The sequence below is a fragment of the Calidifontibacter terrae genome, from assembly GCF_054778835.1.
Genome location: NZ_BAAGZF010000005.1, coordinates 125,882 through 140,960 on the forward strand (window position 1 = coordinate 125,882; position 15,079 = coordinate 140,960).

Sequence of the window (15,079 nt, forward strand, 5' to 3'; positions counted from 1 at the left end):
CGCCCACCCTAAGAGGGATTGCCCGGCGAGAACCGACGCAGGTCGAGTGTCGCGGGGTGTTCCCCGCCACCGTGGCGGACAAGCGTCTCGCATTCCGGCCACGCCGACATGTCGACTGCGCCGCCACTGTGGCCGAAAGCCTCGAACCGGCTGTTGCGCCGCGACTCCGCTTCGGCGGCGTTGACCGGGCGGGTGTCGTAGGACCGGCCGCCGGGGTGGGTCACGTGGTAGGTGAAGCCACCGAGCGACAGGCCGTTCCACCGGTCGACGAGGTCGAACACCAGCGGTGAGTGCACGCCGATCGTTGGGTGCAGCGCCGACGGCGGCGCCCAGGCGCGATAGCGCACGCCACCGACCGCGGTGTCCGGGGTTCCGGCGGTGCCGGGCGATCCGGCGCCCCAGCCACTGCCCGCAATCGGCACCATCGGTACCGGAATTCCGTTGCAGGTCACCACGTGTCGGCCCGGCACCAAGCCGGTTGCCGCCACCTGGACCTTCTCCAGCGAGGAGTCGACATAGCGGGCGGTGCCGTTCTGGCTGACTTCCTCACCGAGCACATTCCACGGCTCGACGGCCTGGCGTAGTTCGAGGTGGACTCCGGCGACGTCGGTCTCCCCCAGGCGCGGGAAACGGAACTCCAGGAACGGGTCCAGCCACGTCGCCTCGAACGGGTGGTCTTCACCCAGGAAGCGGTTCAGGTCGGCCACCACGTCGCGCAGATCAGCCGCGGCAAAGGCCGGCAACAGGAAGCGGTCGTGCAGCCGGGATCCCCAACGCACCAGCTGCCCGGTGTACGGCTCGGTCCAGAACCGGGCGACCAGGGCCCGCACCAGCAGTGCCTGCACCAACGCCATCCGGGCGTGCGGTGGCATCTCGAATCCGCGCAGCTCCAGGATGCCGAGCCGCCCGCGGTCGGTGCCGGGGTCGTAGAGCTTGTCGATGCAGAACTCGGAGCGATGGGTGTTGCCGGTGATGTCAGTCAGCAGGTGCCGCAGCAGCCGGTCGACCAGCCACGGTCGCGGCGCGCCCTCGGCCTCACGCGTGACTCGATCGAGCTCGGCAAACGCGATCTCCAGCTCGTACAGCGTCTCGTGGCGCCCCTCGTCGACTCGCGGCGACTGACTGGTCGGACCGATGAAGCGACCGGAGAAGACATAGGAAAGCGCGGGGTGGTGCTGCCAGAACGTGATCAGGCTGCGCAGCAGGTCGGGTCGGCGCAGCAGCGGCGACTGCGCCGGGGTGACTCCGCCGAGGGTGAGGTGGTTGCCGCCACCGGTGCCGGTGTGGGTGCCGTCGACGTCGAATTTCTCCGTCGACAAGCGGGCCTGGCGGGCGTGTTCGAACAGTGTGGTTGTCAGGGTTTCCAGCTCATCCCACGACGAGGTCGGCTGCACGTTGACCTCGATGACACCCGGGTCGGGAGTCACTGACAGGGAGGTGATGCGCGGATCGCGCGGCGGTGCGTAGCCCTCCAGCACCACCGGCAAACCAACCTGCGCCGCCGCACCTTCGACGGCGGCCAGCAGTCGCAGCGCGTCGTCGGTGTCGGTCAGCGGTGGAAGGAAGACAAAGGCGTGACCGTCGCGAACCTCAAGGGTCAACGCCGTACGCGGGGCGTCCTCGATGTCGTGCACGCTCGCCGCGGGAACCGCAGTGGGCTGGGCCGAGGGCGGCGGCAGCTGACCGAGGGCGGTGAACGGCGACGGGTCGGGAATGAAGGGGGCGTCGTTCCATGCGATCGAGCCCAGTGGCAGCCGCAGCCCCATCGGTGAGGTGCCGGCGGTGAGGTAGAGCTGCTCGCGGCGGGTGCGCCAGACCGCGGTGGCCCACCCGTCGCCGTCGGGGTCGGGGAAAATCGGCAGCACCCAGCCGGTCGGATACGCCGGCAGCTCCCGCTCGACCGGGGTCTCCCCCGGTGCGAGGTCTTGGTCAGGGCGCGGCCCGGCCGGCTGCCGGATGTCGTTGTGCCAGGTATTGATCGGGTCCTCATAGGCCGGTCGGACCACCTCGTCGGGCAGACCGAGTCGGACCGCTGCTGCCTTGGCCAAATCGCGCAGAGCGGTCGCGCACTCCTGCGGGTCGGCCGGCATCCGCGCCTCGCCCCACGGGTCGTCCAGCAACGACTGGTCCTTCCAGAGGGATTCGCCGTCGGTCCGCCAGAAGAGTCCAATCTGCCAGCGTGGCAACGGTTCTCCCGGATACCACTTGCCTTGACCGTGGTGCGTCAGACCGTTCGGGGCGTATTGATCCTTGAGTCGAGCGGCCAATGTCATTGCCAACGCGCGCTTCTCTGGGCCGTCGGCTGCGGTCTCCCACTGCGCCGATGCAGAGTCGTCTCTGCTGACGAAGGTCGGCTCGCCACCCATGGTCAGCCGAACGTCGTTCGCGTCGAGCAGCGAGTCGACGTGGCGGCCGAGCTCGCTGACTCGCTCCCACTGCTTTTCGGCGTAGGGCTTGGTCACCCGCGGGTCCTCGAAGACGCGCGTGACCGAGTTCTCGAAGTCGAACGACACGTTGACCGGTCCGGTGGCGCCGGAGATCGGCGCCGAGCCGGAGGGGTGCGGGGTCGCCGACAGCGGGATGTGGCCTTCACCGGCGAACAGGCCGGAGGTGGCGTCAAGTCCGATCCAGCCGGCACCGGGGATGAACACCTCGGCCCAGGCGTGCAGGTCGGTGAAGTCGGCCGAGGGACCGTCGGGGCCGTCGAGGGCGGCAACGTCCGCGGTCAGTTGCACCAGGTAGCCCGACACGAACCGAGCCGCCAGCCCGAGCTGTCGCATCGCGCTGACCAACAGCCAGGCGCTGTCGCGACAGGAGCCGATGCCGACCTGCAGCGTGTGTTGCGGGCTCTGCACGCCGGGCTCCATGCGTACGGAGTAGTCGACGGCGCCGACCACGGCGGCATTCATGGCGACCAGGAAGTCAACGATCCGGGGTTTGTCCTGCGGGTTCGGCGCGACGGAGGCAACCCAGTCGCGAACCTGCTGGGACGGGCCCTCGCCGGCTGTGTCGTCGACCGGACGCAGGTAGGGCTCGAGGTCGGCCGCCAGTTCATCGGGGTAGCTGAACGGGTAGTGCTCGGCATACTCCTCGACGAAGAAGTCGAACGGGTTGATGACCGTCATGTCAGCCACCAGGTCGACCGTGATCTCGAGTTCCTTCACCCGCTCGGGGAACACCAGTCGGGCCAGATAGTTGCCGAACGGGTCCTGCTGCCAGTTGATGAAGTGGTTGCGCGGCGACACCGTCAACGAATAGGCGGTGATGGGCGTACGGCTGTGCGGCGCCGGCCGCAATCGCACGGTGTGCGGGTGGACCGTTACGGCCTCGTCGAAGGTGTACGTCGTGCGGTGGTGGAGCGCTACCCGGATCGTCACCCGTGCCACCCTAGTCAGCCCGACTCATCCGCGGGACTGTTCTCCCTCCGTCACGCTGGGTGTGGTCGAGGACACATCCGTTCGCCAGTCAGGTGGGTCAGCCGGTGTGAGCATCGGATCGTCGATCCGGAAGGTGTGGATCGGGCCTGCGCCGGTGGTCGGACCCTCGAATCGCACTGTCACTCGCCCCAGGCCGCTGCCCCACACCCAGCCCGCGCCGTGCAGTTCGTGGTGGACGTCGGCGCCCGGAGCGATGCTGGTGGCGTGTTTGCCCCACCCTTCGCCAAGATCGTGCGCGGTGACCGCGGCTTCCGGCGCGGAGTCGACGATCGTCTCGTCGTCGAAGGCGAACCGTTCCTGGGCATGCGGCGATAGACCGGAGACTCCAAAACCAAGCAGCCGCAACCCTCCTTCGGTGTCAGCCGCAGCGAGCAGCCGGCGGGCAACAGCCAGAATCGTGGTCAGATCGCCGGTGGGGTGCAGGGTGCTTTCAGAGCGGGTGAAGGTGGAGAAGTCGCCGTGGCGCACCTTGATCGTCATGGTTCGAGCGAAGGAGCCGTGGTCGGTCAGGCGAGCGGTGACCCGTTCAACGAGGCGGCCGAGTTCGCGGTCGAGCAGCGCCGCGTCGGTGACGTCGCTCGGGAAGGTCTCCTCGGCCGAGATGCTCTTGGCCTCGCGCTCGGTGACGACCGGTCGGTCATCACGGGCAAAAGCCATCTGATGCAACGCATTTCCGTGGGAATCGCCGAAGATGCTGACGAGGTCTAACACCGCCATCCGCTGCAGATCGGCGACCGTCTCGACGCCGAAGGAGCGCAGCCGTTCGGTGGTGACCGGACCGACTCCGCCGAGAACCCGGACCTTCATCGGCGCCAGCAACTCCTCCTCGCTCCCGGCGGGCACGATGACCAACCCATTGGGTTTCTTGAGTTCGGAGGCAATCTTGGCCATCTGTTTGGACGAGCCGACCCCAACCGAGGCGGTCAAGCCGCCGGTGCGGTCGTGGATCCGGTCGAGCAGCATGCGCAGCCGCGCGGTCAGCGCTTCCTCGTCGAAGTCGACGATGTCGCTGTGATCGAGGTCGACGTAGGCCTCGTCGACCGAGACCTGCTCGATCACCGGCGACAGTTCGCGCAGCAAGTCCATCACGATGCCGCTGGAGGCTTGATAGGCGCGAAACCGTGGGCTGAGAAAGGCGGTTCCGGCCGGACACAGCCGGCGGGCCTGCGCAGTCGGCATCGCCGACCGGGCGCCGAAGGCACGGGCTTCGTACGAGGCGGTCGCCACGACGCCGCGCCCGCCTGTTCCGCCGACCACGACCGGTTTGCCACGCAAGCTCGGCTTGTCGCGTTGCTCCACCCCAGCGAAGAAAGCGTCAAGGTCGAGGTGAAGCACACTCGGTCGACGTCTCACTGGTTCATCATCCCCGCCTCAGCGACCGACTGAAGAACGGGCACGGCCCAACGTCGACCCGGTGCCCGGCTGCGCCCGCGCGAAGACGGGTTCAGTTGTCGACGGCGGTGCCGCCACGGCTGATGACGTGGCGGTTGGGTCGTCGAGGATTCACGAAGCGGGTCCGCCGGACGCCGTAGACGACTTCCTGGCCGACCACCCGGGTAGCAGTGACATAAATGTTGAGTTCGTCGAATTAGAGGGCTAACAATGGATATCCGAGGAGCAAGCCAAGCGCGAAAGCTAGACGGGGGCTATGCCTTTGAGGAATCTCTCGGCCGCGTAAGCCTTAGACTTTTCTTGGGCCCTCGAGCAAGAGAACTATCAGAAATTTCCGAGAGTGTACTTGAAACGGTCGCCGCGCTCTCGGCGCTGGATTCGCGAGATCTCCATTGGTTTCTAGTAGCGGATGAAATAGGATCGACAGACCCCACAGATACTCTCCCGGTAGGCGTCGACGAGCTTACGGTTGCACTGAAATCTAGACGACAGCGCGACGGCGACGGGAGAAGTGTCGACCGATGGGGAGTTGCAGCACAGGTCGGATCCGCTGTGGGCGATCGCGCTAATGGCGAAAATGGAGCGAGTTTCTCCTTTAAAGACGGAGACGAATCCACAGACCACAACTCGTTCAGAGTGGCATTTGAAACTGTCGCCCCCATTGATAGGGCGAGCATCGTCAAGTTCTTTGCCCGTACGGTGGAATTGTGGGCCCCAGAGCGTGGAGGGATTTTTAGTCTTCAAGCAACTCGCCATGCAAAGGGCAGGACTCCGTGGTACCCGCCGATCGGCGTCGTGAACTACTTTGCCAATACCGCTGGATACAAACTCCCAACAGCGGAAAAAGTCTGCATTTCCGACGTCGGGGATGGCCAGATGGCGGTGTTGGATGACTGGTCATTCAATTCGATCGTGACCTACGATGGTGCGTTTGTTGCGGAAAACATCGGAATCAGCAGCGTGAGCAGGGACCGATAATTCGTATTTGTTGCCGTGGCGAAGGGTTGGCCGAAGCCGACGTTTCGATGTCGACGGCGAAATCCCTGTCTCAGCGACCGACTGAAGAACGGGCCCGGCCCAGCGTCGACCTGGCGCCTGGCATGTCCCACGCGACGACGGGGTTGCTTCAGGAGCCACCAACCGTGCGGTGGATCACCAGCGGTAGCACGCGATCAGCGCCGTGGTCGCGCAGCGCGGCAGCGGCGACCGTTGCCACCCACCCGGAGGCCGTGCGGTCGATCACCAGCAGGACGGTCTGGCCCGCGACATCAGTCGGCGGACCACCGGCGAGCTGTTCTCGCCACCCGGCCGCCTCTTGTCCTCCTGGCTGGTCGCCAGAGACAGCAGTGGCCGGCCAGGCTGCGTGGGGGAACCGGCCTACGCCGGCCAGATGCTCGGCAACTGAGGTGGCCAGGTCGCTGTTTGCCGCGGTGGCGATCGAAATGACACAGGTTGGCCGTTGCGCCCAACTGTTCTTCCAGTCGGCCAGCGTTCGGACGGCGTGGTCGAGCAGGTCGGAAGAGGCCGCAGACCCCTGGCCCAGGCAGCCGCGCAGTTCGTCGCCCCACTCGGGAGCATCGGCATGCACCAACACCTGGCCCAGGTCGGCCTGCAACTGCGGTGGGATCCGGCCACGGGTGCCGAAGGCGCCCCCCGGCCACATCTTGCGTGGTTCGAGCAGGTGGCGAGTGGTGCGCAACGAACGGCGGGTGGCCACCAGCGTGTCGTCGGAGGGCGCGGCGCGCAGGCCATCGGGCAGCCCACCGACACAGACCGAGCAGCGGCCACACGGGGCGGCGGTCGGGTCGTCCAAGGACTCCTGGAGCAGTTGCATCAAGCAACTCTCCCCGCGGATGTAGCGCTGCATGATCTCCGCCTCGCGCCGCCGGGTGGCCAGCACCGAGTCGTAGTGGGCCGCGTCGTAGGTCCACGGTTTGCCAGTGGCGGTCCACCCGGACGCGCCGCGGTCGACGATCTCGTCGACTGCCAACTGCTTGAGCAAGAGTTCCACCCGGGTTCGGCGCAGCCCGGTCTCGGCCTCCAACGTCGGGATGGACTGCGGATCCACCGACTGGGAAAGCGCGGCTAACAATCTTTCGACCTCTGCCGGTTTGGGAATCGTGGCGGTGGCGAAGTAGTCCCAGACGTTCTGGTCGGCAGCCGATGGCAGCAGCGCCACCAAGGCGTGGTCGATCGCGCGACCGGCACGGCCGACCTGTTGGTAGTAGGAAACCGGGGACGGTGGGGCGCCGATGTGGACCACGAAACCCAGATCCGGCTTGTCATAACCCATGCCGAGCGCCGAGGTCGAAACCAACGCCTTGAGCCGGTTCTCTCGCAGGTCGTCCTCGAGTTGCTCGCGCTGGCTGCCGTCCAACATGCCGGAATAGGCCGCAACTCGCAGCGCCGGATCGTTGCCGTGGCGGTTGTTGAGCACCTCAGCGAGCCGGGCCGCATCGGCGACGGTGAGGGTGTAGATGATTCCCGAGCCAGGCAGCTGCGGCAGGTGATCGGCCAGCCAGGCGAACCGCGCGATCGGGTCCATCGGCGGGGTGACGGACAACGTCAGACTGCGTCGGGCAAGCGGGCCACGGATCACGGCGGTGTGGGAACCCAGTTGAGCCGCAACGTCTTCCACCACACGCTCGTTGGCGGTGGCCGTCGTGGCAAGCACCGGAGTATCGGGATTCAGGTCTCCCAGCACGTCGACCACGCGCCGGTAGTCGGGACGGAAGTCGTGACCCCAGTCGGACACCGCATGGGCCTCATCGATCACGACAAGACCGAGCCGGCCGGCCAAGGCATCGAGCACCCGGCGCCCGAAGGTCGGGTTCGCCAGGCGCTCCGGCGAGACCAGCAGGACGTCGATCGAATCGGCCCGCAGCTCGGCCTCGATCGCTTCCCACTCCCCCACGTTCGAGGAATTCAGGGTGGCTGCACGCAGACCGGCCTTCGCCGCGGCGGCCACCTGGTCGCGCATCAGGGACAGCAACGGTGAAATGACCAGCGTTGGACCGGCACCCTGCTCACGCCGGGTCGCGGTGGCCACCCAGTAGACGGCCGATTTTCCCCAACCGGTGGCTTGCACCACGAGCACCCGCGCACCCGGTTCACCGAGCGCACCGATCGCTTCACCCTGGCCGTCGCGCAGCGCGGCATCGGGGCCAGCGAGGGCTTGCAGAACACGTCGGCCAGCGGGGCTGAGGACATCGGTGGAAGCGGTCATATGACCACCGTGCCACGCAGCACCGACAACCTGCCGGTCAGCCCGTCGCGCGCTCGGCTGCCTTGGCCGCCTTACGCTCGGCGCGCTGCTGCCGCTCCTGCTCGTCCAGGCGAGCAGCCTGCTCCAACGACGGGGCGGTGCCGCCCAGCTGCTGCGGCAGATAAACCGAGTCAGCGCCGGTCAACGGTTCGTAGCCGGCCTTCGCCTCATCAAGCATCCGCTTCATCGTCACCTTGAGGTCCTGCGTACGGGCCGTGATGTCGTCGTCCGCGCCTACCGCCATCGGTTCGCCGATGGTGATCGTGATCGGAATCTTGGTGCGGCCCAACCGCTTCGGATGATCCTTCGTCCAGATCCGCTGGGAGCCCCAGAGGGTCACCGGCAGCAGCGGAACGCCAGCCTCCTGCGCCATGCGCACCGCACCGCTCTTGAACTCCTTGAGTTCGAAGGCCCGCGAAATCGTTGCCTCGGGGAACACCCCGATCAGCTCGCCGGACTGCAGAGCCTTGACGGCCTCGCGATAAGCTTCCGCGCCGGCCGAGCGGTCGACCGGAATGTGCTTCATCCCGCGCATCAGGAATCCGACGCCCTTCGCGTCGAAAACCTCCTTCTTCGCCATGAACCGAACGATCCGGTCGACGTCGTCGAACGGCACACCGGCCAGAGCGAAGTCCATGTAACCGAAGTGGTTCATAGCCACGACTGCACCGCCAGATCGCGGAATGTTCTCCTGCCCGGAGCGGGTGATGGTGAGACCCTGAGCGGCGAACAAGCTCTTGGCAACAACGAGTACTGGCGCGTAGACCGGTTCCATAGGCGTCAGCGTACGGGTGTCGGTCCGACGACCAAGCATCTGTCCGCGGCGTCACTACACTGACCGGCGTGCTCCCCACCATCGCCGCCGTGCGTTTCCTGATCCCGCTGCGGGAGGGCGGCTCGATGCCCGGAGTGGTCGAGGCTGACGACGACGGCACCTGGGTGATCAAGTTCCGTGGCGCCGGACAAGGCGTCAAGGCCCTGGTGGCCGAGATCGTCGTCGCCGGGATCGGGCGACGGCTGGGAGTTCGGATTCCGGAGCTGAAGCTGATCGACCTGCCCGAGGCCATCGCGAAGTACGAGCGCGATGAGGAGGTCCAGGATCTGCTTACCGCTTCCCTGGGCCGTAATCTGGCCATGGACTTCCTGCCGGGCGCCTTCGACTACGACGGGACCCGCCCGCCACCGGCGGACGAAGCTGACGCGATCCTTTGGATCGACGCATTCACGGCGAATATTGACCGCACGCCCCGCAATCCGAACCTGCTGCGCTGGGGTGGCAACACCTGGGCCATCGATCACGGCGCCGCGCTTTACTTCCATCACTCGTGGCCCTCGCGCACGCCCGACCCGCAACGTTTCGTGGCGCAAGCCTTTGATGCGGATACACATGTGCTCCGGCCCGTCGCGACGGATCTTGGCGGCGTACAGCAGCGTGCAACCGAAGTGCTCACGGAACAGGCACTCGCCGACATCCTCGCCGATGTCCCGGACGAATGGCTCGAGCCGACCGATGCAATGACTACACCGGATGCCGTACGGGAGATGTACGTCCGCTTCCTGCGGGCCCGGCTGGCGAACCCGGCGGCATGGCTGCCCGGCGGTGTGGCGTGATCGGCTATCAGTGGGCCGCGCTGCGATTCGTTCCTGCCGTGGAACGCGAGGAATTCCTCAACGTCGGCGTCGTCATGTACGCCCAGATGGCCGACTTCCTAGAGGTCCGTTGGCGCTTGCGCCCGGCACTGCTGACCCAGCTTGCTCCGGACGTGGATCTGATCGATGTGGAGAGCGCGTTGAAGGTGCTTGCGGAATGCGCTGCCGGCCAGTCGCCGGCGGGACGACCGCAGATCACTGCGCTGGGGCCGCGCTTCGGCTGGCTCACCGCACCGCGCAGCACGGTGGTTCAGCCAGGGCCCGTGCACGGCGGTCGTACGGCGGACCCCGCCGCCGACCTGGCTCGATTGCTGGATCGAGTGGTCGGCTGACCTCGGTCGAGTGACATGAAGAAGGGCGAGCCATTCGGCTCGCCCTTCTTCAGTACTGGTTTCAGTGCGGTTCTTCAGCGCTCGTCGTTACCGCGCAGGTCATCGCGCATCCGGCGAATGCGGTCACCGATCGATTCGTGCGTTGATCCGTCGTCCGCCTGGCCGGCATCGGACGAACCTGCATTGGACGAACTTGCATTGGACGAACCTGCATTGGACGAACCTGCATCGTGCTCGACGCCACTCTGATCGGCGGTCCGGCCAATGGGCGAGTCGCTGTCACGCACGCCAGGCTGAGCCGCGGATGAGTTCGCGTGACCAACCGGCGTCGAACCCGACGATGCCGGAGCCGCGGGGGCCGCCGGAGATCCCGGTGCAGTCGGTGCTTGCGGTGCGGCTGCACCGTCGGCACCCTCCTCCTGCCACCACGGGCGCTGGCCCTGCGCCTGGTTCGGGTCGCCGACGGAGTCAGCGGATCGCGGTGCGTCGGGCTGACTCACCTGGTCTTGCTGGTAGCCACCGGGCTGCTGGTCTTGCTGGTAGCCACCGGCCTGTTGGTCTTGCTGATCAATCGTCGGCATCGCAGTGGTGCCGACGTCGTGCACGTCGCTTCGGCGTTCGGCCGCGCCGCCGGCCTGCGGAGTCGCCGCTGCCGCATCGGTCTCCTGCTGCTGATACCAACCGCCATCCGAGGCGGGGGTCGGTTGCTGGCCCTGCTCATCGTTGATCACCGGCATCGCTGTCGTGCCGGCATCGTGGACGTCACTCGTCTGCGTATCCCGCGGGGTCGGTCCACTGCCGCCGGCAAGACCGTCGTGGAAGTCCAGGTCGCCCTGGCCCTGTTCGTCGTAGCCGCCGTGGTGGTCGCGGCCACCAGCGGCGTTGGCGCCAGCCGTTCCTGCCAATCCACCCTGCGAATCGTGTTCGTGTTCGGGGGCGGGGCGCAGTCCAGCGAGGCCACGCTCGCGCTCATTCGGTTCGTGCGCGGCGTCCCGCGCTGAGTCGCGTTGTCCGTGGAAGTTGCCGCCGTGCAGTCCGTCGCTGAAGTCTCCGCCACGCGTGTTTTCGGCGCCCGAGTAGGCGGCCGGTTCACTGTCTGCCGCTACAGGCGCGGCAGCCGAGTCGGCGACGTGTCCGGCTTCCCGGTCGTGCGGAAGCGCGTAGGAACCGGCGGCTCCGGCGGCCGCGGCGGTTGCGCCACGGGACTCGGTGTCGTGCCGCTCGTCGGAGGCGTCGTTGGTCCCCCAGTTGTTGTCGTTGCTGTTGTTGTCGGCGAAACGGTCGGCGGTGTCCGGGTTCGCGCCGGTGTCTCGGCCGCCGTACGCAGCCGCCTGGGTGTGCTGGTCAGAGTCAGACAGGTCTCCCGGCGCGGAACCATCGACCCGGTTGCCCTCGCTATCGGTCTTCACGTCGGGGTCGAGTCGGTCCGCCTCGCGATGCTGCTGTTCGTAGTCCTGCCGCAAACCGTCGGTCTGCTGCTGCGTTGCAGCCGCGCGCTGCTCCGCTTCTCGGGCCTGCGCCGCGGCGCGATCCGCCTCTGCGCGATGACGGTCGGCTTCCTGCTGCGCCTGAGCCGCCGCCTGCTGCTGGTTCTGCAACTGGGGTTCGTACTGGGCCGCGCCCTGCCGCAACTGCTGAGCCTGTTCGCGCTGCTGGTTCTTCTTCTTGCTCGACATGAGAACTGCGATCAGGGCCAGAATGGCCAAAACCACGATGATCGCGATGATGATCGCGATGATGCTGCCGGTCATGTTTCACTCCTCGGCGTTGATGGATCGCGTGCTTCTTCGAAACTACGCGGGACGCCAGGCCTGCGGTGGGTTTTGGGGAGGATGGTTTGGGTCAGCGCCGCGTCGCCCACAGGGCAACGGCGCAGGCCGCAGCGACGTTCAAGGAGTCAACGCCACCTGCCATCGGGATGCACACTGCGGCGTCACTACTGGCGACCGTACGCCGTGACAGTCCGTCGCCCTCGGCGCCGAGCACCAAACACAGCCGTTCGGGCAGATCTGCGGCCAATTCATCGAGCGTACGGGCGCCGTCGTCGAGGGCGAGCGCACCGACGTACCAACCAGATTCGCGCAACTCACCGATCGCTTGCGGCCACGGATCGATGCGGGTCCAGGGGACTTGGAAGACGGTGCCCATCGAGACTCGGACAGACCGGCGGTAGAGCGGGTCGGCGCAGCGCGGAGTGACAAACACCGCATCGACGCCCATCGCCGCGGCACCGCGGAAAATCGCGCCCACGTTGGTGTGATCCACGACGTCTTCGACCACGAGCAGCCGGCTCGCCCCCGCCGCCAGATCACGCCAGTCCGGCAGCACCGGGCGGTGCATCGAGGCCAACGCGCCGCGGTGCATGTCGAACCCCGTCATCGACTCGATCACCGTGGGTTCGGCCACGTAGACCGGGGTGCCGTCAGCGTCGGCCTGCGCGATCAGGTCGGAAAGATCGTCCAGCCAGCGCTCGGCCATCAGGTAGGAGCGAGGTCGATGTCCGGCCGCCAGCGCGCGGCGGATCACCTTCTCGCTCTCGGCGAGGTAGAGGCCCTGCTCGGGTTCGAGCACCCGGCGCAACGCGACATCGGTGAGTCGGAAGTAGTCCTTGACCCGCTCGTCGGTGGGGTCCTCGATCCGAATGATTGTCATCTCAGCAACAGGTTCGCGATAGCAACCAGCCCGACAATGACGATGAAGATGCGCAATACCGTCGGCGGCAGTTTGCGCCCGACGGCCGACCCGATGAAACCACCGATCAGCGAGCCAACCGCGATCAATCCGGCGACGCCCCAATGGATTTCGTCGCGGGCAACGACGATAAAGGTGATCGCGGCGACCGAGTTGACGATGGTGCCGAGCACGTTCTTCACGCCGTTGAGTCGCTGCAGCGGTTGGGTGAGCAACACGCTCATGATGCCCATCAGCAACACGCCCTGCGCTGCACCGAAATAACCGCCGTACATTCCCGCGATCAGGATTCCCACCAGCAGCAAGACCTTGCGGGTGGGCGTCTCCACCTCGGCATGGTTGGCGGCCGCCCAACGCTGCAGCTTCGGACCGAAGGCCACCAGCAAGACACCGAGCAGGATCAGCACCGGCACGATCGCGTCGAACGCCGCCGACGGGAGCACGATCAGCAGGAGGGCGCCGATCACCGCACCGACGAAGCTCATCGGCGCCACGCGACGCAGCAGGTCCTTCAGTTGAGCGGCCTCGCGCCGATAACCCCACGTTCCGCTGATTCCGCCGGCCACCAGGCCGAGAGTGTTCGACACGTTCGCGGTAACGGCCGGGAATCCGAACGCCAACAGCGTCGGAAAGGTCAGCAGGGTGCCCGAGCCGACGATGGTGTTGATCGCACCCGCTCCGACGCCTGCGAGCAGGATCAGGAGCGCTTCGGTCCAAGGCATTGCGGCAGGCTACCGGGCAGCCCGGGCGCTCCAACGATCGCCATGACGGTCCAGCTCCAGCGGCATGCCGAAGGTGGTGCTCAGGTTCTCCGCGGTGAGCGTGACCTCGAGCGGTCCCTGCGCAACAACGGCTCCCTCGCGCAACAACAAGACGTCGGTGAATCCGGGCGGGATCTCCTCGACGTGGTGAGTGACCAGCACCATTGCGGGCGCCGCGAGGTCGTTCGCCAACGCCGACAACCGTCGTACGAGGTCCTCCCGGCCGCCGAGGTCGAGCCCGGCCGCGGGCTCGTCCAGAAGCATCAGTTCGGGGTCCGTCATCAAGGCACGAGCGATCTGTACGCGCTTTCGCTCACCCTCGCTGAGCGTTCCGTAGCGCCGGTCGATCAGGTGGGCGGCGCCCAGCGTCTCGAGCAGTTCCTTCGCGCGGTCGTGGTCGAACGCGTCGTAGTTCTCGCGCCACCGACCCACGATCCCGTAGGACGCGGTGACGACGACGTCGCTGACGCGCTCGTCATTGGGAATGCGCTCGGCGATCGAGGCCGACGACAGTCCGATCCGCGGACGGAGTTCGAAGACGTTCACCGCGCCGAGAACCTCGCCGAGAATCCCGGCGACCCCGGTCGTGGGGTGCATCCGGGAGGACGCGACCTGCAGCAGGGTGGTCTTGCCAGCGCCGTTGGGGCCCAACACCACCCAGCGCTCGCCCTCCTCGATCTCCCAGCTGACGTCGTCGAGCAACTTCTTATTGCCTCGCACGACGCTGACTCCGGCGAACGCCAACACATCGCTCATGGCCCCGACCTTATGGCACCTACGATGAACGGATGCCGACCCTCCCCGCGTCCGTCCGGCTGAGCTTGTGGGCAACTGCCGTGTGGAACGGCAACGCACCCGCGCAGGCTCTGATTCAGCGGGCTTTCCCAGACATCGACGAGGTCACCGGCGACCTGCAGCGCCTCAGCGACTGGCCAACGCTCGGTGAGCGGGTGCTGCTCTGCGCATTGCCCCACCCCGGAAATCTGGTCGGGCTACCCAAGTGCAGTCCCGCTCTCCACACCGCCGCGGTCGAGGCGGGTGAGTGCGTTTACGTCCCGATGCTCGGAGGAGCGCTCGTTCCGGAACTGTCGACGTACGGTCCGCAGGACGATGCGGGGTGGCTCGCCGTCCTGACCGCGTACGACTGCCTGCCGACGCCGATCCACCGGATCGAGATGCTCGACGAATCGGCGATCGAACGCGAGCTGACCCGCGAGATTGCGTCCGCCACCAGGGAACTCGCCGACATCGACGCCGTTCCCTGGCAGACCGCCGCCGAGCGCGCCCATGCCGCGGCCGAACTGGACCGGCGCTGGGGTCTTCCGGCCGAGGTGCCCGGGCGGCTGGCCAGGATCATCTGGACCGCGGGTGCTGTTTCAGCCGCCGCCGACACAGCCCTGGAGCAGGACCCCGCAGCGGGCGCCGGGGCGCATCGAGCCCGCGGCGATCTGCTCTACGGATTGCGATCCACTGCGGATAAGGCGTTGGCCGATGCGACCAACCTGGCCGCGCTGGCGCTGGCCGGGATGCTGCCGCCGCGCGGGTAGCGCT

General features: G+C 66.9%; 12 protein-coding genes. 4 read left to right on the plus strand and 8 right to left on the minus strand.

The genetic code is table 11. The annotated features are described in order from the left end of the window. Positions 1-8: 8 nt before the first annotated feature. The gene (locus ACYU98_RS07580) at positions 9-3,377 is read right to left on the minus strand and encodes a transglutaminase family protein (protein ID WP_460467599.1); all 3,369 of its coding nucleotides are present in this window, start codon (positions 3,375-3,377) and stop codon (positions 9-11) included. A gap of 24 nt (positions 3,378-3,401) precedes the next feature. Beyond that, on the minus strand, positions 3,402-4,790 hold the full coding sequence (locus ACYU98_RS07585; RefSeq protein WP_460467600.1) for a DNA polymerase IV: 1,389 nt from the start codon (positions 4,788-4,790) through the stop codon (positions 3,402-3,404). A gap of 591 nt (positions 4,791-5,381) precedes the next feature. Here ACYU98_RS07585 and ACYU98_RS07590 point away from each other — a divergent pair. Further along, on the plus strand, positions 5,382-5,807 hold the full coding sequence (locus ACYU98_RS07590) for a hypothetical protein (protein WP_460467601.1): 426 nt from the start codon (positions 5,382-5,384) through the stop codon (positions 5,805-5,807). A 148-nt stretch (positions 5,808-5,955) separates the two neighbouring features. Here ACYU98_RS07590 and ACYU98_RS07595 read toward each other — a convergent pair whose 3' ends face one another. Next, positions 5,956-8,055 carry a RecQ family ATP-dependent DNA helicase gene (locus tag ACYU98_RS07595; RefSeq protein WP_460467602.1) on the minus strand — a complete coding sequence of 700 codons (2,100 nt, stop codon included), beginning with the start codon at positions 8,053-8,055 and terminating at the stop codon, positions 5,956-5,958. A gap of 37 nt (positions 8,056-8,092) precedes the next feature. Then, positions 8,093-8,869 (minus strand): lysophospholipid acyltransferase family protein, encoded by a 777-nt coding sequence (locus tag ACYU98_RS07600; RefSeq protein WP_460467603.1) that lies wholly within the window; start codon positions 8,867-8,869, stop codon positions 8,093-8,095. Positions 8,870-8,937: 68 nt separating this feature from the next. Here ACYU98_RS07600 and ACYU98_RS07605 point away from each other — a divergent pair, with 68 nt between their 5' ends. Further along, positions 8,938-9,705, plus strand: a complete 768-nt coding sequence (locus ACYU98_RS07605; RefSeq protein ID WP_460467604.1) for a HipA family kinase — start codon at positions 8,938-8,940, stop codon at positions 9,703-9,705. Beyond that, complete coding sequence (locus ACYU98_RS07610) at positions 9,702-10,076, plus strand: DUF3037 domain-containing protein (protein WP_460467605.1); 375 nt, start codon at positions 9,702-9,704, stop codon at positions 10,074-10,076. The genes ACYU98_RS07605 and ACYU98_RS07610 overlap by 4 nt, the downstream gene beginning before the upstream one ends. 74 nt (positions 10,077-10,150) lie before the next feature. Here the strand turns inward: ACYU98_RS07610 and ACYU98_RS07615 are convergent, their stop codons facing one another. From ACYU98_RS07615 to ACYU98_RS07630, 4 genes are all read right to left on the minus strand, one after another. Continuing rightward, on the minus strand, positions 10,151-11,827 hold the full coding sequence (locus ACYU98_RS07615) for a hypothetical protein (RefSeq protein WP_460467606.1): 1,677 nt from the start codon (positions 11,825-11,827) through the stop codon (positions 10,151-10,153). 91 nt (positions 11,828-11,918) lie between these two features. Next, positions 11,919-12,728, minus strand: a complete 810-nt coding sequence (locus ACYU98_RS07620; protein WP_460467607.1) for a TrmH family RNA methyltransferase — start codon at positions 12,726-12,728, stop codon at positions 11,919-11,921. Continuing rightward, the gene (locus ACYU98_RS07625) at positions 12,725-13,489 is read right to left on the minus strand and encodes a sulfite exporter TauE/SafE family protein (protein WP_460467608.1); all 765 of its coding nucleotides are present in this window, start codon (positions 13,487-13,489) and stop codon (positions 12,725-12,727) included. The genes ACYU98_RS07620 and ACYU98_RS07625 overlap by 4 nt, the downstream gene beginning before the upstream one ends. Positions 13,490-13,498: 9 nt before the next feature. Beyond that, the gene (locus ACYU98_RS07630) at positions 13,499-14,284 is read right to left on the minus strand and encodes an ABC transporter ATP-binding protein (protein ID WP_460467609.1); all 786 of its coding nucleotides are present in this window, start codon (positions 14,282-14,284) and stop codon (positions 13,499-13,501) included. Between the two features lie 32 nt (positions 14,285-14,316). Between ACYU98_RS07630 and ACYU98_RS07635 the strand changes: the two genes are divergently transcribed. After that, positions 14,317-15,075, plus strand: a complete 759-nt coding sequence (locus ACYU98_RS07635) for a hypothetical protein (protein WP_460467610.1) — start codon at positions 14,317-14,319, stop codon at positions 15,073-15,075. Positions 15,076-15,079: the final 4 nt, after the last annotated feature.